The sequence below is a fragment of the Alphaproteobacteria bacterium genome, assembly GCA_040216735.1.
Classification (GTDB): Bacteria; Pseudomonadota; Alphaproteobacteria; order SHVP01; family SHVP01; genus CALJDF01.
Genome location: JAVJOO010000005.1, coordinates 43,661 through 67,615, shown reverse-complemented (window position 1 = coordinate 67,615; position 23,955 = coordinate 43,661). Strand labels below are relative to the sequence as shown.

Sequence of the window (23,955 nt, the reverse complement as noted above, 5' to 3'; positions counted from 1 at the left end):
AGATCAAAATCGGAAGCGGGCGCGAGAACGCGAACCCGCCAAGGAGAAGCATTCCGTGACGACACAGACTTTGAAGGGCAAGCGCGCATTGGTAACCGGTGCGTCGAGCGGGTTGGGGGCGCGTTTCGCTGAGGTTCTTGCGGCGGACGGCGCGCAGGTCTTGCTGGCGGCGCGTCGGGTCGACCGATTGACGAGTCTGGTTGCGTCGATCGAGGCCGCCCACGGCGATGCCCGGGCGATCGAACTCGATGTTGCGGATCCCGGCAGCGTTGCATCTGCCATCGCCTCCGCAATCGACGGTGGCGGGGTCGACATCTTGGTCAATAACGCCGGCATTTCCATCGAAAAACGGATCACGGATTTCACCCTGGACGACTACGACCGTTTGATGGGAACCAATCAACGCGGTGCGTGGTTGGTGGCGCAGTCAGTGGGGCAGGCGATGATCGCGCGCGAGCAAGGCGGCAAAATCGTGAATATCGCCTCGGTGCTGGCGAGCAGTGTGCTAACCGGTCTGTCGCTCTATAGCATGTCGAAGGCCGCTGTCGTTCAGATGACGCGCGCCATGGCGCTCGAATGGGCGCGTTTCGACATCCAGGTCAACGCGATCGCGCCGGGATACATCGAAACCGAGATCAACACCGGGCACTTCAATTCCGAAGCCGGTAAGGGACAGATTGCCAAACTGTTGCGCAAGCGAGTCGGGCACCCCCGCGATCTCGACGGAGCTCTTCGCCTCTTGGTCTCGCCGCAGTCGAATTTCGTCACCGGCTCGGTGATCACCGTCGACGACGGTCAGACCCTGAAAGGCCTGTAGATCGCCTTAGCTCAGCGGCGTCATGACGATTTTCTGGTAGGCCGGCCGTTCCTTCAGGCGGCCATACCAGGCATCGAGATTGGGCAGAGCGTTGCGCTGGATCGGAAGCTCGTAGCGCCGCCACGCGAAGACACCGGCCGGTATGTCGCCGGCGCTGAACGAATCGCCGGCAACGTAGGGCGTTTTCGCGAGCTGGCGATCGAGCACCGCCCATTCTGTCTCCAATATCTCGTTGGCCCGCGCGATCGCGGCGTTGTCGCGTTTCTCCGGCGGGGTACGGAGCAGGCCGATAATCACGGTCGGAAAGACCGGCCACAGGTGGCTATTGCACCAATCCATCCATTGATCGGCGAGGGCGCGGTCATGCGCACTTTTCGGCCACAGTTTTCCGGAGCTATCGAGGCCGGCGAGGTAGCGCGTAATGGCATTGGATTCCCATAGAACGAATCCGTCATGATCGATCACGGGGATCTTCTTGTTGGGATTGATCGCGGTGAACGCCGGATCGTCGAGTCCGCCGAAGGGTCCCCCTACATCGATCCGCTCGTAGGTCAGCCCAAGCTCCTCCGCGGCCCATAGGGGCTTTTGGACGTTCGACGAAGTATCGCGGCCCCAGATTTTCAGCATGGACGAGTCCTCCCTGTGTGGCGCGTTTCTATACGGTGCGCCGGGCCGCGACAATGATTCCAATTTAGGCAAAATTTTAGAGAAATGGCGATGTTTGTTTCGCTTGACGATCGCCGGTACAAGTCCCAATTTTGGAGTGTCCCTGGCACAACCAAACCCGGAAACGTCAGGACGGAACGTATCGGCTTGAGCGCAAGGCGCAGGATGCGTTGGCGCGATAGAATGTCGTTGGCAGACAAGCCGAACACGAGAGAGCCAACATGGTAGATCCGATCAATTCGAATTCCGCGCTGGGAATCCAGCAGTTCAACAAGACCCTTAGCCGCCTGAATACGACTCAAGATCGTATTTCGACGGGACTGAAGATCAACGGACCGAAAGACAACTCGGCGATCTTCGCGATCGCACAGGTTCTCCAAGGGCAATCCGCTGGCGCGGCCGCCGTCAAGACAACGCTCAATAGCGCCGAATCGGTGGTCGGGACGGCGATCTCTGGCGGACAGGTCGTGGGCGATCTTCTGACAGAAATCAAAGGCAAGATCGTTCAGGCGAGCGATCCAGCACTGGACCAAGCGAGCCGCGATGCGATCGGTGCTGAGGTTCAGCAACTCGTCGATCAGGTGAATACGGTAACCTCCTCTTCGTCCTTCGGCGGGACCAACCTCATCGAGAATGGCGCCCAGGACTTCGCTGTGCTGGCTAGCGAAAACGGCGACACGTTCAACGTCGGCGCCCAGGACTTCAGTGCCCAGGGCCTCGGGATCGACAGTCTGTCGGTCGCGACATCGGGCGATGCGGCGTCGGCGCTCGCGGCGGTCGACAATGCGATCGCCCAGGCCAGTTCGGGCTTGGCCAATCTTGGGAGCTCGGCGCAGCGGATCGCTGATCAGAGCGAGTTTACGACCCGCCTGGACAACGTACTCAGGGAAGGTGTTGGCAATCTCGTCGATGCGGACCTTGGTTCTGAGGCCGCGAACCTGTCGGCGTCGCGGGTCAAGGAAGAGTTGGGTGCGCGCTCCTTGGCAATCGCCAATGCCGGACCAAAGGCTCTCCTGTCCTTGTTCCCTGGCGGCTGAACGACCGAAGACTTGAAAAAGGCCGGTTCGCCGGCCTTTTTTTATGGCCATAGACGGCCTGCTATATCCCTTCTAGCCTCCGCCGGGATCATGCATATGTACGTACATGGTTAGGGATTCGTCCGAATAGTGCAGACGACAGGGGCGGGCTACATAAGGTCCCAGGATCGCTTGAGCGGACCGCGACAGGGTCACAGACCCTATGCCTCCCCAAGGTGGATCGTGACCTTTTCTCCCTCCCGTCACGGTTCGCTCAGCGAGCGATCCGATACACGGTTGGCGCTATTTTGAGTCATGTTTGGTTCGGCGCTGAACCGGAAAAGCCCTCTCCTGCCCCGGAGGGGGCTTTTCGCGTTTTAGGCTAGAGCGCGGCCGAGCGGGCTTTCTTGACGAGCCGGTCGCGCTCGCCCATAGGAAGAAGGTTGAGAATGCGTACCAGCCGGGCGACATTCCGTGGAATTTCTTGTTCGCCCTGCGCCCAGAAATGAACGTCGGCATACTTGCTGCCGATGTCCTCGGCCAGAGCCGCGTGCCATTCCCGCCCGTGGAGCTTGGTGCCAATGCGAACCAACTCACCCGGAGTCATTTTTTCCTCGGGACCGTCGGCGGCATTGGACTTGCCGCCGGCCGGGCGCCCTAGGGTTTTCTTGGGCTTAGGCGCGAAAAGACGCATCGCTCAAAGACGGGGCCCGCCCTAATAAGGACGGGCCCGCCACCGAAGTATGAAAACTATTCCGCCGCAACTTTCGATGTCCGGCGCATCTGTTTGCGCAGTGTCTCGGTCGCGTTGGCGTCGAGTTTCAGGTTCTTGGAAATCACAACGCCGTAGGCCTTGCGCGCATGGTCGATCGTGCAGAAGTCGTCCCAGACATCTTCCAGGACTTGCTCTGCCGGTCGGTCCAGCGGGTCGCCGTAGCCGCCGCCGCAGGGGCCGTAAAAGGAGATGACGTCGTTGGCTTCGATGCCGATCCCGGAGAACTTCGCGGGCATCTCCACATCGGAGCCGGCCCGCTTGGTGTTATAGCGAACGACCTTACCGACCGCGCCTTCGTGGCCGCCGAAGGCGCCCCAGGGGACATCGGTATGCCGGTCGCACTCATGGGTGATGACCCCCTCGGTCAGCACACGTTGGGATTTCACGACACCGATCCCACCGCGCATTTTTCCGGCGCCGGGCATGACATCGTCGCGTAATTCGTAGCGATCGCACACCATTGGCAAGTGCATCCCGAGATCCTCGAGCGGGTTGTTTCGGGTGTTGCACATCAGGTTGTCGATGGAGTCTGGGCCATCCTTGGTCGCGCGCGCGCCGTAGGAACCCTCGTTGACCTCGAGGAATACCCAGTAATCGCCCGACGGCTTGAGGCCGGCGTAGGAAATGAACGACAGGCTTGCGGAGTTGCCGGCCGTTACCTTCGTCGGGATGACGGGGGCAAGGGCGCGGAGGATACAGTCGATCACGCGGTTACACTGGGTGAAGCGCGCTTCGGCTGCTGCTGGGAACTTCGGATTGAAGATCGATCCCAGCGGCGCAATAACCTCGATCGGTCTGAACGACCCCTCGTTGGAGGGGATATAGACCTCGGTGAGCGCTTGATCGAGAAGGAGCGAACGGAACGCGCAGTAGACGGCCACCTTGGTCGAGCCGTCGAAGGGGACGTTGAACCCTGTCGGCACTTGGTCTGCCGATCCGGTCAAGTCGACCGAGACGGTGTCGTCCTTGATGGTGACGGCTACCTTGATCGGCAGCTTTTGACCGCGATTGCGACCGTCGTCGTCCATCCAGCCTTCTGCACGGTAGGTGCCGTTGGGGATCTTGCGGATCTCCTGGCGCATCATCCGCTCGGTGTAGTCCATCAGCTCGTCGCACGAGGCTTTGAACGTGTCGTAGCCGTACTGGCGGATCAGATCTTTGTAGCGCTCGACGCCGAGCCGGGCCGAAGCGACCTGCGCTTCGATATCGTCCATCAACATCTTGGCCGTGCGGCTGTTGTATTGGATGAACTGCCACAGTCCTTCGTTGCGGACCCCTTTGCGGTAGAGTTTTAGGCCCGCCATCAACATGCCCTCGGCGAACACGTCCGGGATGTCGATGATCAACCCCGGTGTCGCCGCGCCGATATCGACATGGTGGGCCGTATTGGCCGAGAAGCCGACCAGCTTGCCTTCCCAGAAGATCGGGATCGCGACCGCGATATCCGGCGAATGCGAGGCGCCGTAGTAGGGGTGGTTGTGGATGACAACGTCGCCTTCGTACCACTCTCCGTCTTGCAGCGTTTCGGCCATGCCGCGCAGATAGCCCGGGATCGATCCGATGTGCAGCGGGGTTGAATCGGACTCGCTTAGCGTCTGGTAGTTGGCGTCGAATAGGCCGGCGCCCAGATCTTCCGACTCGCGAATGATCGACGAGAAGGACATCCGATAAAGCACGTGACCCATCTCCCGCGCCGCCGTGTGGAGCGCGCCGCCGATCACCTGCAAAGTAATCGGATCAACGCCGGTCTTTTTTCGCTTCGCCGACGCTTTCTTCGCGGGCCGCTTCGCTGCCCGCGGCGGGGTCCTCTTGGCCGAACCTTTTGCCGCGCTTTTGGCCGGGCGTTTTGCGGTCGTTCGCTTCGCAGCGGTTTTCGTAGTCTTGCGCGCCGAAGCAGTTTTCGCTGATTTCGCCGTGGTCTTGCGAGCCATGGGGCACTCCTAATCTGACGGGATTTTAGACACTTTTGATGTGAATGTTACCAAAATCGCTCACCCGGGCCCGGTAGCCGGGCGGGACGAGCGTTGTCGAGTTGTGCTGCAACAGGATAGCGGGGCCGGCGATTTCATGGCCGGCCAGCAACTTGCCGCGGTCGTAGCGTGGTGTATCGACGGTTTTGCCATCGTCGAACGTGGTCTTTCGTGAGTACATGAAAGCGGCCTGCAATGCTTTCTTCTTAGCGGCACCGGCAGGCGCTTTCTTCAGCTTTGGCCAGGTGAGGGGCTCTACGGCAGCAACGCCGATGACCCGCAGGGTCATGATTTCGACCTGGTCGGACCCGAAGGTATAGCCGTAGTCGAGATCGTGCTGTTTGTGGAAGTTGTCGATCACGACCTTCTTGTTCTTGTCGGAAAGTTTGCCGGACGGCAGATCGGCCCGCAGTTCGAACCCTTGGCCGTGGTAGCGGCACTCGGCGACGCGCAGGAGTTTTTGCTTCGATTTCGGTATGCCGTCGGCGGTCAACCGTTCGCGGCAGAGCTTTTCGAGTTTTTCCAGCGCTGCGTTGATCCGCGTGTAGTCTTTTGCCGTCGCGGTCGCCAGGATCAACGGCGCCGAGCGGGTGAACTCGTACTGCATGTCGGTTTCCAGGAGGCCGATCGCCGCGTTAATCCCCGGGGCGGGTGGAACGATAACCTCCTTAGCCGAAACTTCCTTGGCCAAGGCGACACCATGCAACGGCCCCGCGCCGCCGAACGGCATCAGGGCGAACTCGCGAGGATCAAACCCGCGCGCGACGGAGTTGGCGCGGATCGCCAGCGCCATGTTCGAATTGATCACCTTGATGATCCCGAGGGCGGCATCCTTGACGCTCATCCCGAGCGGTTTGGCGATCCGATCGGCAATCACTTTTTGCGACAGCTCCGGCTTGATCGTCATGTCGCCGCCAAGGAATTTGTCGACGTCGAGGCGGCCCAGCGCAACCTGAGCATCGGTGACCGTAGGCTCGGTGCCGCCGCGCGCGTAGCAGGCCGGGCCGGGGTCGGCACCAGCGGATTTGGGGCCGACGCGGAACGCGCCGCCCTGGTCGATGAAGGCAATAGAACCGCCGCCTGCGCCAATGGTGGCCAGATCGATCATCGGCGCCAGAACCGGGTAATCCCCGACGTAGGTATCGCGCGGGTTCATGATCCGGATTTCGCCGTTCGGAATCGTCGAGATATCGGCCGAAGTGCCGCCGATATCGACGGTAATGACGTTCTTCTCTTTCGAGAGGCCGCCCGCCCAACGTCCGCCGATGACCCCGCCGGCGGGGCCCGACATCAAGATAGTGACCGGTCGCTCGGATGCCATGTCGACGGTCGCGACACCGCCGTTGGACTGCATGATCCGCAGCTCGGCGGAGACGCCTTCGCTCTTCAGCTTGCGATCCAAGTTGCGGATATAGCTGGAGGTCTTGGGGCCGACATAGGCGTTCATGGCAGTCGTCGAGAACCGCTCGTATTCGCGGATCACGTCGATCACTTCGCAGGATGTGGACAGGAAGACGTTCGGGAGTTCCTGCTGAACGATCTTCTTCGCCGCCATCTCATGCTTTGGATTGAGGAACGAGAACATGAAGCAAATGATGACCGCTTCGACCCCGCGTTCGGCGAACAATTTGCACGCATCGCGGACCTCTTGCTCGTTGAGCGGCGTTTCGATCTCGCCCGTCGGGGGCATCACACGTTCGGTAATGGAGATACGGTTACGCCGTTTGACCAAGGGCATGCTTTGCCACGGCGCGTCGAATTGGAGGGAGAAGTTGTGTGGACGCTTGTGCCGGGCGATGTGGAGAATGTCGCGAAAGCCCCGGCTTGTCAGCATGCCGACTTCGGAGCCGTTGTGCTCAAGCGTGATGTTGGTCGCGACCGTCGTGCCATGGACGATCAGGTCGATGTCCTTGGGCCGCACGTTGCCGATTTCGCAAATCTCGCGGACCCCGCGCACAACCCCGATCGACTGGTCTTCCGGTGTGCTTGGGACTTTGTGGACGTAAACGTCCCGCGGGCCCTTCTCTAGAACGAGGTCTGTAAATGTGCCGCCTACGTCGACGCCGATTCGTGCCATGTCGATTGCTCCTCCCACGCGCGATCGCCCCGACCGAGGCGACCCAAAAACGGCGGTTAGACTACCCGGTTACATTGGGAAAACAAGAGAACGTCCGGACCTTTGGCCGGGCCGGTGGCAGGGGCTGCTCCGGCCTGTTCAGCGGCGTACCGTCTGGTTAATGTACCGCCGCCGCCAATTGCGCGGCGCGTCGATCCAATCAACCCAAACAGAAGTGGTCTCCGCATGTCCGAACGGTTCCCCAAAGCCTTCTCACCTCTCACTTTAGGGACCTTCACCCTGAAGAACCGTATCGCCATGGCGCCGCTCACCCGGCAGTCGTCCGAGGATGACGGTACGCCCACCGATGAGATGGCGGCCTATTATGGGCGGCGCGCCCGCGGCGGAGTCGCGATGGTCATTACCGAAGGCACCTACACCAACGACGAATTGGGGTCGGTCGCCTATTTGAACCAACCCGGCTGCGAGACGCCCAAACATGTCGAGGGATGGAAAAAAAGCGTTCGGGCGATCCATGACAACGGGGCGCTTGCGATTCTTCAGCTAATGCATGGCGGTCGGGTCTCGGATCCGCGCTGCCTCTATGAAGGGGAGTCGCCGGTAAGCGCCAGTGCGACCCACAGTTCGGGTGCGGTGCTCTATTCCGATACGGACGAAGAAATGCACAATCGTGGGCTGCAACCGCCGTGGCCGCTCGTGACTTTTCCGCCGGCCCGCGAAGCAACCAAGGCCGAAATCCGCCGGATTGCTGAAGGATTTGCCGAGGCGGCGGTACGCGGTGTCGAGGCAGGGTTCGACGGGGTCGAGATTCACGGTGCCAACGGTTATCTCTACTACCAGTTCATCGATCCAACGCAGAATAATCGGACCGACGAATACGGCGGATCCGCCGAGAACAACGTCCGCGCTGCGGTAGAGGCCTGCCAACTCGTCCGTGACGCGATCGGCCCCCAAAAGCTCATCATTCTGCGTTTGTCCCAGGACGGTGTGGACGCCTTCGGCGGGGCTTGGCCGGGTGGTGTGGGTTACGCTGCGGAGGTAGGTAAGGCGCTCGCGAACGCGCCGGTAGACGCATTGCACTGGTCGAGTTTCGACTGGAAGGACAACCGCGACCCCAATTCAGACCGGCCCATGCCCGAGGTTCTCCGCGAGGCCAGCGGCAAACCGATGATCGTGAACGGCGGAATCGCCGAAGGCGCCGATATCGAGGAGGTCATCACCTCGGGCGCCGGGGACCTCGTGGCCGTTGGGCGACCGTTGTTCGCCCACCCAGATTGGCCCCACATTATTCGCTCGGGCGAGCCCTATAACTGGACGCCGTTCGACCGCAAATACGTGATCAAGCCGTCCTACGACTATACCTACGGCTATCCGCTCGATCTCAAAAAGACCGTGTGGGATCCCGACATCACCAAGCGCAAGAAACGGCGCTAGAGGTAGGAACGATGACCGAGCTTCGCATCGTGGTGTGGCAGTTCGTGCGCATTATGGTGCAGATGGAAACCGAGGTGACGCGCCGTAAACAGGGGCGTCGCCAGGCTCCCGCTGGGTCGGTTTATCACGATTGGCGGGAAGCGTGGGAAGAACTCGACGCCAAGCTCACCGAACTCGGCAAGAACAACGTGCAGGCCTACGCCACGTTGATGATGGACCAGGAGGTCGTCTTGGCGTGTCGCAACCAAGGTCAGATTGATGAGGTCGTTCGAACCGTCGATCGCGTCATCAAACGGCTAGGGGACCTCATCACCCGTAAAGCGGGCAAGATCAAAGATCTCAATTTCGAACTCAAGGAAATGAAGGTTTTGCGCCAGGAGCTGCTTGGCCTATCTGAGTCCTAATGCACTGAATAAGGTTATTCCAATAAATAATTGATATTAAATGAAATATTGAGAGCTGCGCCTTGTGGTCCTGGTTGGACTCCGTGTCCAGTTGGCAAGTAGACTTCGGCGGAAATCCCGTCTGAACCTGACATAAGGTCGGACATTAGGAGGATCGTATATGGACGCAGTGCAGGCCTTTACCCCGAGTCCGTTTCTCTTTTTCGTGATTGCGGTCGTCCTCGTGACGATCGTTTTTATTTTTTCCGGCGTGAAACAGGTACCACAGGCGTTCGAGTTTACGCTCGAACGTTTTGGCCGCTACACCCGCACGCTCTCGCCGGGCCTTCACCTGATCGTTCCCTTTATCGATCGAATCGGGCACCGCCTGTCGATGCAGGAAAGTGTGCTCGATATCCCGGCGCAGGACGTCATCACGATGGACAACGCCTCGGTCACCTGCGACGCAGTATGCTTCTTCCAAATTGTCGATGCGGCGCGCGCGGCCTACGAAGTCCGCGATTTACCTCGGGCGATGACGAACATCACCATGACCAACATTCGGTCGGTGATCGGGTCCATGCCGCTCGACGACGTGCTGTCCAAGCGCGACGACATCAACGAACGCCTGTTGCGGGTGATCGACGCAGCAACCAACCCCTGGGGGGTGAAGGTCACCCGCGTCGAAATCAAGGATTTATCCCCACCGCGCGACTTGGTCGACGCCATGGCGATGCAGATGAAGGCCGAGCGCGTTAAGCGTGCCGAAATCCTCAAGGCCGAAGGCGACAAACAATCCGCCGTACTTCGCGCCGAAGGTCAAAAGCAGGCTGCGATCCTGGAGGCCGAGGGCCGCCGCGAGGCCGCCTTCCGCGACGCCGAAGCGCGCGAGCGCGAAGGCGAGGCCGAGGGTAAGGCCACCACATCGTTGTCCGAAGCGATTGCCGCCGGCAACGTCAATGCAGTGAACTACTTCGTTGCCCAGCGCTACGTCGGCGCGCTCGAGAAAATGGGCTCGGCGCCCAATCAGAAGATCATCATGATTCCCTTCGAGGCTACCGGCGTCATCGGCAGCCTCGCCGGCATCGCCGAAATTGCCAAGGCGGCGCTCAAGGAATCCAGGGACAACCCGCCTGGCGCTGGTCCATGGGGAGACCGCGCGGATGGATGAGTTCGTTACGTGGCTTTGGGACGTCTCGTATTGGCATTGGTGGGCCCTAGCGATCCTGTTGATCGGGGTCGAGGTCTTCGCCGCGTCGACGTTCTTGCTGTGGCCGGCGGTCGCAGCAATTGTCGTGGGCGTCGTGGTCGCGTTCGTGCCGGACCTGGATTGGCGGCTACAACTCTTCGGTTTTGCCCTCCTCGCGGCTGCGGCGACCATCGGTGGGCGCGCGCTTTGGCAACGCTATCGCGGCGAAACCGGTGAGCCGAACCTAAATCGCAGAGGGCAGCAGTACGTTGGACGCCGGCTAACGCTGACCGACGATTTTGCCGATGGGTCGGGGCGGGTTCACCTCGACGATACGTGGTGGCCGGCCCGTTCGGTCGACGGCCGCCCCATTGCAGGCGGCCGTCTGGTCGAAATCGTCTCCGTGCAGGGGATCGAGATTCAGGTCAAAGAGTGCTGAATCGCAATCGCTGTCCTTAGCCCTCGCGGGCCTTCTTGTAGGCCGGGCGGTTAGCCGTCGCGGTCAGCCACCGCTTGAGGTCCGGATAGGGCCCCAAGTCGACGTTCGTGACCAGGGCCGATGCCAGCACGCTGGCTACATTGATGTCGGCAATCGACAGCGCGCCGCCGACCAAATGGTCCTTACCCTTGAGCTGGCTGTCGATATGGGCCAAGCGCGGTTTCAACGCCTCCTCGGCTTCCTTGGCCTTGGCCTCGCTGCGTTGGTCCTCCGGTTTGAAGAGTCGCTCGATCGCGATGGTCACGGCGCTCGGTTCTGCCTCGCAGGCCGCCCAAACCGTCCATTGGAGTGCCGCCGCTTGATCGGCCTCGGAGGACGGCCACAGGCCGTTGTCGTACTTCCGGGCGAGGTAGAGATTGATCGCCAGCGATTCGGCCATCACCACGTCGCCGTCTTTCAATGCCGGAGCCTTGCCGGCCGGATTGATTTTCAGAAATTCGGGCTTTTTGTGGCCGCCGTCCGGCAGCAGATCGCGCTGGTAGTCGACGCCGAGTTCGTTCAACGCCCAAGCACACCGTGACGCACGCGAACGCAGGCTTCCGTATAGAGTAATCATTGTTTGTGTTCCTCCCGCAACCATGCGCGGTTGCCGCCCCAGGGTGTTCGCCCTTGCCGACCTTTGCAAGAGGGGGCGCGCTCGCGATAATGGCGAACGGACAACCCAGGGTGGGGCGATCGTGGCTTTTAGCGAGATCGAGCGGCTGGCGTCGAAGCAGATCGCGTGGACCGACGTCAATGTCGGCAAGCCGAACGCTGTTTTCCTCAAGACGCTGAACCACGATCCCGAAACCGGCGCTGTCCTGCTGCTCGTGCACGAGCCGCCGGGCTTTCGTGGCAGCGGAGGCGGACGGCCGCACTATCTGCCGGTCGACGAAGAAGCCTATTTCCTCACCGGCGAAATGATCGGCGACCCGGAAACCACCTGGTTCGCCGGCGACTATATTTTCTATCCCAAGGGTTTTCTGCATAGCCCCGACGACGCCACGGAGATCGGCGCACATATTGTGATGCGCCTGTCCGGTCCGATGAGCTACGTAAACGGCGAATTGCCCTCGGGCCGCCCGTGGACCCGCGCTGACGAACGCCAGCTCTTGCCTGGACAGGCCAACAGCCGCCGCCCGATCAGTCGGCTGCGCACGGGCGACTGGCCGTGGGAGGATCTGATGATCGACGCCGTGCCCACCGGCGAGCGCATCAAGGTCCTCTCGGTGGCGCGCGAAACCGGCGCCCTCACATTTCTCCATCGCGTCGAAGCCGGCTGGCGCGCGCCGTTTGGCCGCCGGACCAGCGCATGCCAGCGCGAGTGGTTCGTGCTTGACGGCGCGTTCGCAACTGGCGGCTCGGACGGTGTCACGCTCGAGGAATGGGACTACCGGTGTTTGGCGCCCGGCACGCCGTTCGGTGGCGACGGCGAATCGAGCGCCGCGGGCTGCACTATGCTGGGCTGGAGCGACGGCCCGCTCGACCATACCGACCAAAGTGGCAAGCGCCGCACCGTTACGCTCGGCTAGGGCGCATGGGAGGAACCGATGTCCGATAACTACGCACACCCTGAATACCTCGCGGAAACCGCGTGGCTCGCCGAGCGTCTCGGCGATCCGAACCTACGGGTGTTCGACTGTACGGTCGACATGACCTACGACCCCGAAAAGGGCTACGCCATCAAGAACGGCCGGGAGAAATACGAAAGCGGCCACATCGAGGGCGCGGCGTTTATCGATCTGATGGACGAGTTCAAAGACCCCGACCACACATTGAACTTCATGCTGCCGCCGCCGGACCTCTTCGTGTCGCTCGCTTCGCGCTACGGCATCGGGCCGGGTACCGAGGTCGTTCTCTACAACAGCGGTCCGACGTGGTGGGCGACGCGGATGTGGTGGAACCTGCGCGCCCACGGTTTCGAGTCGGCCCGTGTGCTCAACGGTGGCTTCGAGAAATGGGTGGCCGAGGGGCGTTCCGTCGAAACCGGCACGAACACCTACCCGCCGGCTAAGTTCGTTTCGCAACCGCGCGAAGGATTGATCGTCGGTAAGGACGCCGTCCTAGCGGCAATCGACGATCCGGATTGTCTGATTCTCAACGCTCTATCGCCCGAATTGCACCGGGGCGACAAGGTCCAATACGGACGTCCCGGGCATATCAAGGGGAGCGTCAACGTCCCGGCCCGACCGCTGCTCGACGACGAGAGTTTTGCCTTCAAGCCGGCGGCGGTCCTGAGGGCCGCCTTTGCGCCGGTAGGGGCCCTGGAGGCCAAGCGGGTCATGAACTATTGCGGCGGTGGTATTTCCGCGACGACGACCCTGTTTGCCCTGGCGCTGCTGGGTCATCGGGGGGTCCAGCTCTACGATGCCTCCATGACGGAATGGGGCAGGGACAACAGCCTACCCATGGAAACCGGCGCCTAGAGAAATTCTCTAGCCCTCGACTGATCGCGGGTTGGGCAGGCATTTAAGCCGCTGCCCAGAACACCCAAATATCTTCTAGTATGGGCCAATCACTGGGGCGGCACCGAAGCGGCGGTCGAGAGGAGGCGAACAGATGTCCAATATTCGCAATGTCGGCGAGATGGTCGAGTCCAATCACGACGAGTACAGCCGGCAACGGTTTGTCTCCATCCTACGCAAGAAAGTGCTGATGGATTTCGCCGGCGACATGAAGACCATCTACCAAAAGAAAGTAGAACCCAACTTCGAGAAAAAGAACGGGCGCAAGCCAAAGGACGGTCGCGAAGTCCGCAAGGCGATGCTGCACGAACCGATCTTCGAGGGCTGGAGTTCATTGCGCTATAACGCCCAGATGATGACGTGGTGGTCGGTGCAACCGGCGATCGAACGCAGCTTGGAGGACTTGATCCAGGCCGCGAAGGATGCCCACCAGTCCAATCCCGCCGGCGGGACGTTGGAATTGAATCCGGACGTCGATGTACCGAAAGAGATTACCGAACTGGATGTTCACCTGATGCCCGGTTGCTTTCACACCGAGTACACCGATGACGATGTCGCGCAGGGCGCGGTTTATCATTATGGGACGACGGTCTTTTCCGGCGGATTGCCGCACCGGAAAATTACTAAGGGCGGGGTTGCGAGTTCGATCGCCAACTATCTGAAACTGGCCTATCCCGACTTCAAGCCCGAACGCATCCTCGACCTTGGCTGCACAGCGGGCGCCAACACCACGCCCTATAAAGAAGTTTTTCCGGACGCCGAGGTGCACGGGATCGATGTCGGTGCGCCGCTCCTGCGTTTCGGACACGCCCGGGCGGAGGCCGAAGGGATCGCCCTTCACTTCCACCAGGGGAATGCGACCGATACCGGTTTCCCGGACAATCATTTCGATATCATCACGTCGAGCTTCTTCTTCCATGAAGTCTCGGTGAAGGACACCAAGAAGATCTTCAAAGAGTGTCACCGGATTTTGAAGCCCGGCGGCTTGATGCTGCACATGGAACTGCCGCCGGCGGCATTCACCGATCCCTACTACAACTTCTATCTCGATTGGGATGCCTTCTATAACAACGAACCGCACTACGAAAAGTTCCGCGGGCTGGACTTTCCGAAGACGCTCGCCGACTGCGGGTTCAGCGAAGACAAGCAGATGCTGGTTCGCATTCCGAACTACGCGTCGACACCCCGCGAGGAGTTCGAGGCGGTCGCGAAGGGGACGGAAACGCTCCGGCGCGATCACGGGAACGGCGCGGTGTGGTTCACGTTCGGCGGCTGGAAATAGCGCATTGCCCCGCGGCGTGATCTAGATCAACGGGATGAAGCCGGGGGCCGGGCATGATTGCTCGGCCCTTCGTTTTTAAGTGATGGAGAATTCAATGCCTGAGAAATCGGTCCAGCTTCCGCTTCGGTCGAAGGGAAAGCGCGCGACGTTCTACAAAGACCCTGCGGTCGACCAGTTGTTCGCGATCATTACGATGTTGACGCAGGAACTCTCGGTAGCGTTCGACCGGATCGAAACCGTTGAACGACTCCTCGACAAGAACGGCGTCCTGAAACGGTCAGACATCGAAAAATACAAACCCGGCGAGGCCGAAGAGGCCGAGCGCACGACCCGGCGCGACGAATACATCGGTCGGGTCTTCAATATTTTGCACCAAGAAGCGGAAGCGCTGCAGGATAGCTAACGCACACGGAGGGCGAAGCGATGTCGAATATTCGAAACGTCGGTACCTTGTTGGATCACGCGCACGACGAGCGCACGCGGCAGGCCTTTGTCTCGGCCTTTCGCAAGCGGATCTTGATGAACGTCGCCAACGACATGAAGACGGTGTACGAAAAGAAGGTCGAGCCCAAGTTTATCAAGAAGCACGGTCGTAAGCCGAAAGACGCGCTTGAGGTCCGTGCCGCGATGCGCCACGAACCGGTCTACGAAGGGTGGAGCTCGATGCGCTACAACGCGCAGATCATGACATGGTGGTCGGTCCAGCCGGCGGTGGAACGGCAACTAGACGAACTCATCCAAGCCGCGCGCGACGCCCGCGAGGCCAATCCGGCAGGCGGCACCCTCGAACTAGATCCCGATGTGGTGATTCCTCGGGAGGTCACCGACCTAGACGTCCACCACATGCCCGGTTGTTTCCACACCGAATACGCCAGCGACGATGTCGCCCAGGGCGCCGTCTACCATTACGGGACGCAGGTCTTCTACGGCGGTTTTGGAAAGAACGTGAAGCCCAAGGGCGATGTCGGTCTGTCCATTGCCAACTATGTCAAGCTAGCCTACCCGGATCTCAAGCCGCAGCGGATCTTGGATATCGGGTGCACCGCCGGCGCCAACACGGTTCCCTACAAGCAAGTTTTTCCGGATGCCGAAGTTCATGGGATCGACGTCGGCGGGCCGATGCTACGGTTCGGCCATGCCTGGGCCGAGGCCGAGGGGCTGCAAATGCATTATCACCAACGAAACGCCGAGACACCCGGTTTTCCCGACAACCACTTCGACATCATCACGTCGAGCTTCTTTTTCCACGAGGTCTCCGTCGCGGCGACCAAACGGATCTTGAAGGAGTGCTATCGGATGCTGAAACCCGGCGGGATCGTGCTCCACATGGAGTTGCCGCCGACCGAGGCGACCGATACATACTACAACTTCGTGCTCGATTGGGACGGTTTCTACAACAACGAGCCGCACTATCAGAAATTCCGAAACCTCGATTTCAAGAAGACACTGAAGGGCGCGGGCTTCGCCGAGGATAAGATCGAACTCGTGCGAATTCCCAACTATGGTTCGACGCCGCGCGACGAATTCGAATCCGTCGCCCGCGGCGAAGAGACCCTCAAGCGCGAACATGGCTTGGGCCGCGTATGGTTCACATTCGGTGGCAGGAAGTAGTCGCGCACGCGAGCGGTCAGTGTGGCCACCGTTTAAGGGCGGATTCGCATTCCTGGTGTCGCCGGTTCAAAGACCCGAGTAGTGGGGAATAGGAGACGGTCGCTTAGGTCCTAGGCCGCAACCGTTCCTGCTTCGCGCCGCAAATCTCCGGTGGCGGTTGTTCGGCCGCCGCCCACGGCCGCTAGCTTGACGGAACCGAAATAGAAAGACTTCCCCGGTGCGACGATCTCGTCGAACCCGTTGCGGATTTCTTGCGCGAGTTGCGCGGCGTCGGGTCCATCCTCCAGAATGTAGTCGCCCACGCGGGCCACGCTCCATCGCGAGGCATCGATCGCTTGGTCGACCGATTGGCCGCCGCGGCGCACGGCATCGATCACTTGGCAACAGGTCGTCGTTTGACTGATCCCGCCGGGCGAACAAAGGGCAACGATCTCATCGTTCGATTCAAGAATCATCGGGTTCAGCGTATGCAAGGGGCGGCGGCGCGGCGCGGGCCGGTTGTTTCCTTCTGGACCAAAACACAGCATCCGATTGTTCAACAAAATGCCGGTCGTCGGGTCGAACAGCCGTGCACCGAAGGGCTGGAAGATACTTTGCAGCAAGCTAAGCGCCTGACCGTCCTCGGTGACAATGACGATCCCAGCGGTGTCGCCCGATCCCGGCAATTTCGAGGCGCCGGCGCTGGCGGTGCGGTGGCCCTCCAATGCCTCGGCGCAGAACCGGGCAACATCGGTCTCGTCTGCGCCGTCGGCCCAGCGATCGAAGATTTCGCCTCCCCAGTCCGCGAACACGCGTTTCGCGACGGCGGGGTGATGCACAAAACGCCGGTCCAAAAAGCGATCTTCCGCGACGATCTCGAGTTCTCTCAGTTGCAGGAGGCCCAGAAGGCCGACAAACGGCGGCGGCAAAGCCCACACGCGCTCGCCCCCGATCTCGATCTCGATGGGCTGAACCCGGCGCCCCCGGTAGTCGGCGAAATCCGCGACCGGTGTATCGCGGCCGCTATGTTCCAAGAACGCCCGCAGTTGGCGTGCCGTCTCGCCGTCGTACAGGTCGCGCGGCCCGTTCTTAGCGAGCGTCCGGAGTGTGCGCCCCAAGGCGGGTTGCTCGAAAGTGTGCGCGCCGGCGAAGACCGGGGAGAACATTGCCTGTGCGAACTCGTCGTCGACGTAGCGGACCCGCTGGTCGACAAGATATTTGTGTAGTTCGCGTCCAACCGGCGCGCCGTCGTCGGCATAGGTGGTGGCCTCCGCCAGGAGGTCGCCGAAGGGAAGAACGCCGCTGTCTTCGTGCGCCATGTGCCAGAGGGCGGCAAGACCGGGCACGACGCAGGCGCCGGCACCCCGGGTAAAGGTCGCTTCATCGAAGGTGTGCGCGCCGCTGCCGAAAGCCCATCCGGCACCGTCGTAGCCGACGATTTTCCCGTCGGCACCGCGTAAACACATGGCACCGTCGCCGCCAAGCGTGGTTGCTTGGGGACTCACCACGGTCAGCACGGCTGAGGCGGCAATCGCGGCATCGACGATGGAGCCACCACGCCGCAGAACCGAGTCCGCGGTCGAAGCGGCCGCCGGGTGGCCCGCGGCAATCGCCCAACGAGTCCCCGTCGCAAAGGGGCGGTTTAGGCTATGGCTGAACGAGGTCAAGCCGGGCTTGCGCCGACCGGGATACCAGCGACTTCGAGGCCGCGGTCGGCAATCCGCATACGCCGGTTGAGTTGGGGGAAATTGCGAAACGCCCAAATGATGGGATCGCGCAGCGGCCAGAGTTGCTGTGGCCACTGACGGCTGAAGTAATCGTAGCGCAAGGCCCAGCGCTGGGTATGGTCGGCGATGAAACGAACCTTTTGCTCCCAGGTACGCACCGCGTCCTCGACGTTGCTGTGCTGATCGAGGAAATGGACCAGAGCGCGACCGTTGATGATGGTGATTCCCGCACCTTGGCCAAGGGTCGGCGGCATACCATGGGCGGCATCGCCAATAAGGGCGACGCGACCGTGCGCCCAGCGCTTGCACGAAACGATGGAGTAGGGCGCTTGCAGCACCTCCGCTACGGCGAACTTCTCGAAGGCACGCCGCAGGCGCGGAAAGGCGGCGCTCCAATCCTCGATATCGTTTGGCAATGCGCCGGCGTGCGGGTCGTTCGCCGGGCTGACTTGGTAGACGTAGGTGTGATGGGCACCGCACGGGGTGATCCCGATCCGGCGGCGGCCCGACCAATTTTCCAGCGTGATTCCCGGTTCGACCAATTCCTGGTCTGGCAGGAGATAGCGATTGATGACGGTCCCCAGCGCCCGGTAGGTGGATTCCGGGGCGAGTGCCTTGCGCACCGCCGAATGGACCCCGTCGGCACCGACGATGAGATCGGCGCGTTCCTCGCGACCATTGTCAAGGACCAAGGTCCCATCGCGACGGGCGCCTGCGACGTGCTGTCCGGTTTGGACATCGACGCCCGCCTCCACGGCAGCCTGGTACAGGGTCTCGACCAGGGCCTGGCGGGGAAACACCCACACGCGGGCTTTCCCGGTGTGGTTGTCACGGATTTGAAGGGTCTTGCCTTGCGAATCGACGACGCGGGCCCATTGCAATGCTGAGCCAAGAGGTTGAAGGCGGTCGAACACGCCCATTTCTTCGAACACTTCGATGCTGTTGTTCTTGATGTAGATGCCGGCGCCGATCTCCCGAATCTCGTTGCCGCGCTCCAACACCCGAACCTGCCAACCGCGCTGGGCCAACAAAGTACCTACGGTCAGGCCGCCGATCCCGCCGCCGGCAATTAGCGCGGTGCGCCCGGTCGTCATGATGCGGCGCGCTCGATCTGTGCGACGCACTCGATCTCGAGCAGCATGCCGTCGATCCCAAGGTCGGCGACGACGGTGGTACGGGCCGGATAGGGCGCCACGAAATGTTCGCGGTACAACCTGTTCATATCTTCGAACATGTCCCGTTTGGTGAGAATCACCGTGGTCTTCACCACCGAACTGATCGAGGATCCGCCCGCCTCCAGAACGGCGACGAGATTGACCATGACCTGGCGAAACTGGGCGTCGAAATCGTCGACCGCGAACGCGCGTTCCCCATGGTAAGGCGGCATCCCTGAGACGAAGAGAAGTCCGCCCACCTGTGTCGCGTGGGACAGCGGCGACCGAATAATTGGGAGGGCGGGTGAATTAATGCGCGTCAGCGGTGCCATGATGTCGCTCTCTCGGTCAGTATTTTGCACCCTGGAGCGCGCGGATCGCGCCCGAGGAAAGAAGGGGGTGGCCGCCGAATTCGTCCCGGAGGCGGTCGGCTTCGTGCGCGACGATCGCCTGAATCACGTCGTTGGACAAGCCGAAGTCGGCGGCAAATCGCTGGGGGTCCGATGCACAGAGCGCGCGTTGTGCCGGCGAGTTCCGCAACGCAAACAGGGCGCGGTTGGTGGCTGCCGCGCCTGCCGGGATAGCGCCGTAGTACGGCCGGTCGTCGAGCGCGTCGAAGCGGTGACCCAGGCCCTTCCAGCACGCCAATGCGTAGGTATGGTGCCAGTTCTCCTCGAACATCGTGAAGGCGAGTTCGGTGCGATCTACCATGCCGGCAAGCATCGCCCAGGATCTCAGTTCGATATTGCCGGCGACCTCGATATCGGTGCCGCCCAATCCGGTGACGATGCCCGGGCCAAATCGTTTGACGCTTTCGAACAAGGCGCGGTCGAACTCAAGGTCGGGGCCCGGATCGGTATAGCGCGCCGTTCCGGGATAGTGGGAAAGGCCGCCGCTAGCGATGACGGCGACTTTCTTTCCGGTGCGGCCCAGAGCGTTGCGTAGCGCTTCCCCGAATGCGGCGCAGCGCTGCATCGTCGGTTGCGGGGGGATATAGCAGTTGATCAGGATCGGCAGAACGGGGATCGGTTTGGGCAAGTCGAGGAATTGAAGCGGGATCGAAAAGTACGATCCCAGGCTCACGTCGTGGCCGTGCGCCGGATCGAATCCGGTATCGTAGAGGTCGGCAACCAGTTCCTGGGCGCCGTCGCCGAGGAGCGGCCACGCAAAATCTGTGAGCGTGTTGTTGTCGGAAAAGTTCGTGCCGCAGTGGACGTAGAACGGCGGTACGCAGTGAGTACCGAAATTGTCGGCATGGTCGTTCGAGATCAAGACGATCGCATCTACATTCGCGTCGGCGATCAATTGTCCAACGCGCCCTAACGCCGCTTTGACCCGGTCGATTTGTGCGGGATCTTCGCTGCGGGGGACCGACAGGATCTGCGGTGCATGCGGCACAACGGCGGCAATTTGTACAGGTGAGAAAATAGCCGTGCCTCCCTCGAACGCGCGATGCGCCACCATAAGTCGCGGTGCGCGCCGGCGTCCAGACTACCGGATGGATTTGCTGGGACTTCGTGCCCCCTAGTCGGCGATCGCCTCGAAGCGGATCGATTGGGCGCCCTGCCACAGCACGGTCTCGCCCAAAGCGGCGAGTTGTGCGGTGCCCTCGACGATGGTCAGGAAGTGGTTGCCGGCCAGCGGACCGGCGGTGCTGGAGAAATGCGCATGGCCATAGACCAAGAGGATTTCGGTTTCGCTGATCCCTGCAGGGTGAAACAGAATCTCACCTCTTGAGGGATAGCTGGTGACGTTCTCGCGGCCCACCCCAAGGTCGAAGTCGCCCATCGGCACCCACGCCGCTTCCCCGCTCCAGCGCGCCTGCACGAGGCGATTCTCGAACGGCAATATCTTTCGAAACGCCGCGCAAGTCGCGGGCGCTTTGTCGTCTTCCCAGCGGGCGACAAACTCCAAAGCGCCAACGACGATCTTGATCATTTGTTTTCCTCTACCGGCCTGTTTTGTTAGCCGGTGGCGCGAAACTGCGCTAGCTCCTTGTTGTCGTCGCTAAGAAACGGCTAGAACGGCCTTTAGGCACCTTCGTTTCTGGTCTTAGCGTCCACCTGGTAGCGGGCAACGTCAATACCCTGCATTCTCCCCTTCACGGACAATGTTTCGACCGTACCAAAACCGCCAACTTCACCGGCTCGTCCAAGGGTCTCCCGATCGACGACGATCTCGCCTTCATCGGCAGCAGAACACAGCCTGGAGGCTGTATTGACGCTGTCCCCGATTACCGTGAAGTCCATGCGATCTCTTGGCCCCACCGGACCGATCACAACCGAGCCGGTATAGACGCCGATGCCGATCTTTCTAGGAAACGATGACTGTCCCATCGCGGTCTGGATTTCTATGGCTGCCAGTAATGCGCGCTTCTCCATTTTCTCCCCCTCAAAAAGCGCGAGAACGGCGTCGCCGATCATCTTGTCGACGTCGCCGTCGTGTCGCGCAATGATTTCTACTTGGAGGCCAACAATTTGATCGAGGAAAGCCACAACGTCAGCTGGCGGACGGCTCTCCGAAAAACTTGTGAATTTTCGAATATCAGAAAAAAGAATTGCACATTCAGTGCGGCGCGATTCCAGAACATTGGTGTTGATCGAGTCTCGCGCTGCCTTTTTAGCGCCTCGCGAGACAAAGCGTTCTAGGCGCGTGCGGAAATCGGTCAGCAAACCAGTCCGGCGATCGATATCTCGCTGCGCTAATGCCACGAGGCGATATAGCCCAACCGCCAACAGCGTTAGAAGAATAACGAGCGCGAGAAAACTCGGTAGGCCTGCTCTGAACATGGCCGAATCGAGGTGGCCAACGGGTTCGTAGAGCTCGAAGATGAGAGGCGATTCGGCGGACGAGGAATAGAAGGGGATATAGAGTTCGTAAACCACGCGGCCATCGGACAGAATTTTCCGTTCCACCCCTTTATTGCCCTTGCTTGCCTCTTGGAAGAGGGCGTTGGACTCGACCTCGCCGATTTGAGCCGGATCCACACTAAAGATGGTTAGGCCGTCGATCCGGTAAATCTTGAGATGCGAAAGTCCTAACTCTTCCACCTCCGCCACTAGATGGGACACGAGCTCTATGCCCGCAGGCGACGCTAAGGCGTCAAGTGGAGTAGTGGATTGTGCAAGCCGTCGCCAAGCGACTGGCGCCTTTTTGGAGACAGCGGCATCGATGACCGCTGCGCGTCGCTCTGCAACATCGAGGTAAATGGACTCCGTTATGGCGGCTGCACCCAGGCCGCCGGCGACCGACACAATGCCAAGCAGCAAAAAAAAGAGTGGCATGAATTGCCGAACGAATCTTCGGCGGAGCGGAAACGGTTCATCGATGATGTCGATATCACCGTTCGCCGGTCCTTGATCCACGCTATCGCTCATCTGTAATCCGGTACTGAAAGTGGCCGTAACACCGCCGACCCTATTTGCGGCCTCGCAGATCGCGAATCAGCAGCCAGGAAGCTGCTGATCTGCGTGGCGGGCCGAGAGGGATGAATCTGGGCACTGGCTTTTGACGATCTTCCTGGACGGTCGCTCGCTCACGAACGCTGTCGAAGCCTAAGTGTCAAACAGTCATTTTTCCAGGCTGAAGCGCGAGACGACGGATTCACCGTTTTCGTCGAACTCAAGGATCGCCAACTCAGTTGCTCGAAAGCTCTGAAGGAAATCTATGCCTTCAATGCAATCGAGCATCCCTGACAGGTTGTCAACAGACGTGTCTGTCCCAGCAAGTGTGGTTTTTGGCGTCCAGTATTCAGGCTGAGTTGATATTGCCGGGGACCCGCAAATTGGACCGTAGGATTTCATTGCCTCTGCATAGATCGTCGACAGCGCCTCTGTCCGCAGCCATCGAACATACAGAATCGGAGAATTAAAGAGAAAGACCCCCAGGCCATCGGACCTTAGATCTATTGTTCTCGACGACACGCCCTCACGCCAGACTGAGAAGACCGTCTCGGCGGAACGTTTTGTACTACCTGCATAAAGTGGCAAGTAAGGAAACGGGCAACGTGACGATATGTATTTGACGCCGTACTCAGCTGCAAGAAGCGCCCACGCCTCCTGGCAGGCGTCATCGATCGGGCCTGTCAGTGGGATGACAAGTGCATATTTTTTCATCGCGCGACCCTCTGGCCACTAACCTTGCGGGTAAGAAAATCCTAGCCGGAATTAGGCTATAGAAGTCGATGGTGGGCCGAAAAGGATAAGGCCGTTCCTTGTGGAAACAGGTTGCCCGGTCTTAATCTCTACCGGTCCAGAAGACTTAAGTCCCTGTGCGAATTCAAAAATCTGGCGGATGGGGTGGGATTCGAACCCACGAGGAGCGTGAACCCCTGCCGGTTTTCAAGACCGGTGCCTTCAACCGCTCGGCCACCCATCCATCCAGGCGCGTCGATGACTTAGCAAAATTCGGGTAGGCCCGAAACTACGGAATCTGTCGGCGCGCATCCACGTTGTTTGGCCGATGTGACGCTGCTGGTAGGCGTAGACTAGGTGGGCTGTCCGGTATCGGCGACCAAACCGGCGGCTTCGATCCCGGCGACCGCACAAATCTCGTCGTTGTCGGAGAGTTCTCCGCTAACGCCGACGGCGCCGATCAGGTTGCCTTTGTCGTCGCGCAGCAAAACGCCGCCCGGGATCGGCATGAATCTTCCGCCGGATGCGGCGGCGATCGCAGCAACCACGCCGGGGCGTTGCTCCATGCGTTCGCCCTGGGCTCGGGAGGCGCTGCCCATGGCAACGGCGCCCCAGGCTTTGCCCATCGCGATGTCGTAATGCAGGAGGCCGGCGCCGTCCTCGCGTTTCATCGCTTTGGCGTAACCGGCGGCATCCAGCACCAAGGCGATGATCGGGCGGAAGTTGCGTTTGCGCGCTTCGGCGAGGGTGGCGTTGACGATCTTGCTGGCTTGATCGAGTGTCAGGGGGCCCATGCGTT

At 60.6% G+C, this 23,955-nt stretch carries 25 protein-coding genes and 1 tRNA gene; 11 read left to right on the top strand and 15 right to left on the bottom strand.

Annotated features, from left to right (window positions below; all coding sequences use genetic code 11):
* Positions 1–55 precede the first annotated feature (55 nt).
* On the top strand, positions 56–817 hold the full coding sequence (locus RID42_13540; protein MEQ8248693.1) for an SDR family oxidoreductase: 762 nt from the start codon (positions 56–58) through the stop codon (positions 815–817).
* Positions 818–823: 6 nt separating this feature from the next.
* Here RID42_13540 and RID42_13535 read toward each other — a convergent pair whose 3' ends face one another.
* Positions 824–1,444 (bottom strand): glutathione S-transferase family protein, encoded by a 621-nt coding sequence (locus RID42_13535; GenBank protein ID MEQ8248692.1) that lies wholly within the window; start codon positions 1,442–1,444, stop codon positions 824–826.
* A gap of 260 nt (positions 1,445–1,704) precedes the next feature.
* Here RID42_13535 and RID42_13530 point away from each other — a divergent pair, with 260 nt between their 5' ends.
* Entirely contained in the window at positions 1,705–2,520 is an 816-nt protein-coding gene (locus RID42_13530; protein MEQ8248691.1) for a flagellin, read from the top strand.
* A gap of 361 nt (positions 2,521–2,881) precedes the next feature.
* Here the strand turns inward: RID42_13530 and RID42_13525 are convergent, their stop codons facing one another.
* From RID42_13525 to RID42_13510, 4 genes are read right to left on the bottom strand one after another with little or no spacing between them, the layout of a single operon-like run.
* A complete protein-coding gene (locus tag RID42_13525; GenBank protein ID MEQ8248690.1) occupies positions 2,882–3,193 on the bottom strand; it encodes a hypothetical protein in 312 nt (103 codons plus the stop codon).
* Between the two features lie 56 nt (positions 3,194–3,249).
* Positions 3,250–5,007, bottom strand: a complete 1,758-nt coding sequence (locus tag RID42_13520) for a hydantoinase B/oxoprolinase family protein (GenBank protein MEQ8248689.1) — start codon at positions 5,005–5,007, stop codon at positions 3,250–3,252.
* Between the two features lie 4 nt (positions 5,008–5,011).
* Positions 5,012–5,212: a hypothetical protein gene (locus RID42_13515; protein ID MEQ8248688.1), complete on the bottom strand. Its 201-nt coding sequence runs from the start codon at positions 5,210–5,212 to the stop codon at positions 5,012–5,014.
* 18 nt (positions 5,213–5,230) lie between these two features.
* Positions 5,231–7,321 carry a hydantoinase/oxoprolinase family protein gene (locus RID42_13510; GenBank protein ID MEQ8248687.1) on the bottom strand — a complete coding sequence of 697 codons (2,091 nt, stop codon included), beginning with the start codon at positions 7,319–7,321 and terminating at the stop codon, positions 5,231–5,233.
* Between the two features lie 225 nt (positions 7,322–7,546).
* Between RID42_13510 and RID42_13505 the strand changes: the two genes are divergently transcribed.
* The 4 genes from RID42_13505 (at position 7,547) to RID42_13490 (ending at position 10,766) form a co-directional block, all read left to right on the top strand.
* Positions 7,547–8,755 (top strand): NADH:flavin oxidoreductase, encoded by a 1,209-nt coding sequence (locus RID42_13505; protein ID MEQ8248686.1) that lies wholly within the window; start codon positions 7,547–7,549, stop codon positions 8,753–8,755.
* Positions 8,756–8,766: 11 nt separating this feature from the next.
* A complete protein-coding gene (locus RID42_13500) occupies positions 8,767–9,159 on the top strand; it encodes a hypothetical protein (GenBank protein MEQ8248685.1) in 393 nt (130 codons plus the stop codon).
* A 160-nt stretch (positions 9,160–9,319) separates the two neighbouring features.
* Positions 9,320–10,309 carry an SPFH domain-containing protein gene (locus RID42_13495; protein MEQ8248684.1) on the top strand — a complete coding sequence of 330 codons (990 nt, stop codon included), beginning with the start codon at positions 9,320–9,322 and terminating at the stop codon, positions 10,307–10,309.
* Positions 10,302–10,766: an NfeD family protein gene (locus RID42_13490; protein MEQ8248683.1), complete on the top strand. Its 465-nt coding sequence runs from the start codon at positions 10,302–10,304 to the stop codon at positions 10,764–10,766. Before RID42_13495 ends, RID42_13490 begins: the two co-directional genes overlap by 8 nt.
* Before the next feature lie 16 nt (positions 10,767–10,782).
* Here the strand turns inward: RID42_13490 and RID42_13485 are convergent, their stop codons facing one another.
* Positions 10,783–11,382 (bottom strand): glutathione S-transferase family protein, encoded by a 600-nt coding sequence (locus RID42_13485; protein ID MEQ8248682.1) that lies wholly within the window; start codon positions 11,380–11,382, stop codon positions 10,783–10,785.
* Between the two features lie 121 nt (positions 11,383–11,503).
* Between RID42_13485 and RID42_13480 the strand changes: the two genes are divergently transcribed.
* The 5 genes from RID42_13480 (at position 11,504) to RID42_13460 (ending at position 16,163) form a co-directional block, all read left to right on the top strand.
* The gene (locus tag RID42_13480) at positions 11,504–12,337 is read left to right on the top strand and encodes a hypothetical protein (protein ID MEQ8248681.1); all 834 of its coding nucleotides are present in this window, start codon (positions 11,504–11,506) and stop codon (positions 12,335–12,337) included.
* Positions 12,338–12,355: 18 nt separating this feature from the next.
* Complete coding sequence (locus tag RID42_13475; protein MEQ8248680.1) at positions 12,356–13,231, top strand: sulfurtransferase; 876 nt, start codon at positions 12,356–12,358, stop codon at positions 13,229–13,231.
* A 133-nt stretch (positions 13,232–13,364) separates the two neighbouring features.
* Positions 13,365–14,552, top strand: coding sequence for a methyltransferase domain-containing protein (locus tag RID42_13470; GenBank protein MEQ8248679.1), 1,188 nt, complete (start codon positions 13,365–13,367; stop codon positions 14,550–14,552).
* Positions 14,553–14,646: 94 nt separating this feature from the next.
* Positions 14,647–14,955, top strand: a complete 309-nt coding sequence (locus tag RID42_13465) for a hypothetical protein (protein MEQ8248678.1) — start codon at positions 14,647–14,649, stop codon at positions 14,953–14,955.
* Positions 14,956–14,975: 20 nt separating this feature from the next.
* Positions 14,976–16,163 carry a class I SAM-dependent methyltransferase gene (locus tag RID42_13460; protein ID MEQ8248677.1) on the top strand — a complete coding sequence of 396 codons (1,188 nt, stop codon included), beginning with the start codon at positions 14,976–14,978 and terminating at the stop codon, positions 16,161–16,163.
* Positions 16,164–16,273: 110 nt separating this feature from the next.
* Here the strand turns inward: RID42_13460 and RID42_13455 are convergent, their stop codons facing one another.
* From RID42_13455 to RID42_13415, 9 genes are all read right to left on the bottom strand, one after another.
* Positions 16,274–17,809: a gamma-glutamyltransferase gene (locus RID42_13455; protein ID MEQ8248676.1), complete on the bottom strand. Its 1,536-nt coding sequence runs from the start codon at positions 17,807–17,809 to the stop codon at positions 16,274–16,276.
* Positions 17,806–18,963, bottom strand: a complete 1,158-nt coding sequence (locus RID42_13450; protein MEQ8248675.1) for an NAD(P)/FAD-dependent oxidoreductase — start codon at positions 18,961–18,963, stop codon at positions 17,806–17,808. The genes RID42_13455 and RID42_13450 overlap by 4 nt, the downstream gene beginning before the upstream one ends.
* Positions 18,960–19,355: a RidA family protein gene (locus tag RID42_13445; protein MEQ8248674.1), complete on the bottom strand. Its 396-nt coding sequence runs from the start codon at positions 19,353–19,355 to the stop codon at positions 18,960–18,962. Before RID42_13445 ends, RID42_13450 begins: the two co-directional genes overlap by 4 nt.
* 16 nt (positions 19,356–19,371) lie before the next feature.
* Positions 19,372–20,421, bottom strand: coding sequence for a hypothetical protein (locus tag RID42_13440; GenBank protein ID MEQ8248673.1), 1,050 nt, complete (start codon positions 20,419–20,421; stop codon positions 19,372–19,374).
* A 126-nt stretch (positions 20,422–20,547) separates the two neighbouring features.
* Positions 20,548–20,961: a DUF3830 family protein gene (locus RID42_13435; protein ID MEQ8248672.1), complete on the bottom strand. Its 414-nt coding sequence runs from the start codon at positions 20,959–20,961 to the stop codon at positions 20,548–20,550.
* A gap of 92 nt (positions 20,962–21,053) precedes the next feature.
* On the bottom strand, positions 21,054–22,400 hold the full coding sequence (locus RID42_13430) for an adenylate/guanylate cyclase domain-containing protein (GenBank protein ID MEQ8248671.1): 1,347 nt from the start codon (positions 22,398–22,400) through the stop codon (positions 21,054–21,056).
* A 192-nt stretch (positions 22,401–22,592) separates the two neighbouring features.
* Complete coding sequence (locus tag RID42_13425; protein ID MEQ8248670.1) at positions 22,593–23,138, bottom strand: hypothetical protein; 546 nt, start codon at positions 23,136–23,138, stop codon at positions 22,593–22,595.
* Positions 23,139–23,310: 172 nt separating this feature from the next.
* Positions 23,311–23,400 (bottom strand) — tRNA-Ser (locus RID42_13420).
* Positions 23,401–23,509: 109 nt separating this feature from the next.
* On the bottom strand, positions 23,510–23,950 hold the full coding sequence (locus RID42_13415; protein ID MEQ8248669.1) for a heme-binding protein: 441 nt from the start codon (positions 23,948–23,950) through the stop codon (positions 23,510–23,512).
* Positions 23,951–23,955 lie beyond the last annotated feature (5 nt).

Coding starts and splice junctions, on each gene's coding strand:
- RID42_13535 (MEQ8248692.1), bottom strand. CDS start 1,444: ATGCTGAAAATCTGGGGCCGCGATACTTCGTCGAACGTCCAAAAGCCC.
- RID42_13530 (MEQ8248691.1), top strand. CDS start 1,705: ATGGTAGATCCGATCAATTCGAATTCCGCGCTGGGAATCCAGCAGTTC.
- RID42_13525 (MEQ8248690.1), bottom strand. CDS start 3,193: ATGCGTCTTTTCGCGCCTAAGCCCAAGAAAACCCTAGGGCGCCCGGCC.
- RID42_13510 (MEQ8248687.1), bottom strand. CDS start 7,321: ATGGCACGAATCGGCGTCGACGTAGGCGGCACATTTACAGACCTCGTT.
- RID42_13505 (MEQ8248686.1), top strand. CDS start 7,547: ATGTCCGAACGGTTCCCCAAAGCCTTCTCACCTCTCACTTTAGGGACC.
- RID42_13500 (MEQ8248685.1), top strand. CDS start 8,767: ATGACCGAGCTTCGCATCGTGGTGTGGCAGTTCGTGCGCATTATGGTG.
- RID42_13495 (MEQ8248684.1), top strand. CDS start 9,320: ATGGACGCAGTGCAGGCCTTTACCCCGAGTCCGTTTCTCTTTTTCGTG.
- RID42_13490 (MEQ8248683.1), top strand. CDS start 10,302: ATGGATGAGTTCGTTACGTGGCTTTGGGACGTCTCGTATTGGCATTGG.
- RID42_13485 (MEQ8248682.1), bottom strand. CDS start 11,382: ATGATTACTCTATACGGAAGCCTGCGTTCGCGTGCGTCACGGTGTGCT.
- RID42_13475 (MEQ8248680.1), top strand. CDS start 12,356: ATGTCCGATAACTACGCACACCCTGAATACCTCGCGGAAACCGCGTGG.
- RID42_13470 (MEQ8248679.1), top strand. CDS start 13,365: ATGTCCAATATTCGCAATGTCGGCGAGATGGTCGAGTCCAATCACGAC.
- RID42_13465 (MEQ8248678.1), top strand. CDS start 14,647: ATGCCTGAGAAATCGGTCCAGCTTCCGCTTCGGTCGAAGGGAAAGCGC.
- RID42_13460 (MEQ8248677.1), top strand. CDS start 14,976: ATGTCGAATATTCGAAACGTCGGTACCTTGTTGGATCACGCGCACGAC.
- RID42_13450 (MEQ8248675.1), bottom strand. CDS start 18,963: ATGACGACCGGGCGCACCGCGCTAATTGCCGGCGGCGGGATCGGCGGC.
- RID42_13445 (MEQ8248674.1), bottom strand. CDS start 19,355: ATGGCACCGCTGACGCGCATTAATTCACCCGCCCTCCCAATTATTCGG.
- RID42_13435 (MEQ8248672.1), bottom strand. CDS start 20,961: ATGATCAAGATCGTCGTTGGCGCTTTGGAGTTTGTCGCCCGCTGGGAA.
- RID42_13430 (MEQ8248671.1), bottom strand. CDS start 22,400: ATGAGCGATAGCGTGGATCAAGGACCGGCGAACGGTGATATCGACATC.
- RID42_13425 (MEQ8248670.1), bottom strand. CDS start 23,138: ATGAAAAAATATGCACTTGTCATCCCACTGACAGGCCCGATCGATGAC.
- RID42_13415 (MEQ8248669.1), bottom strand. CDS start 23,950: ATGGGCCCCCTGACACTCGATCAAGCCAGCAAGATCGTCAACGCCACC.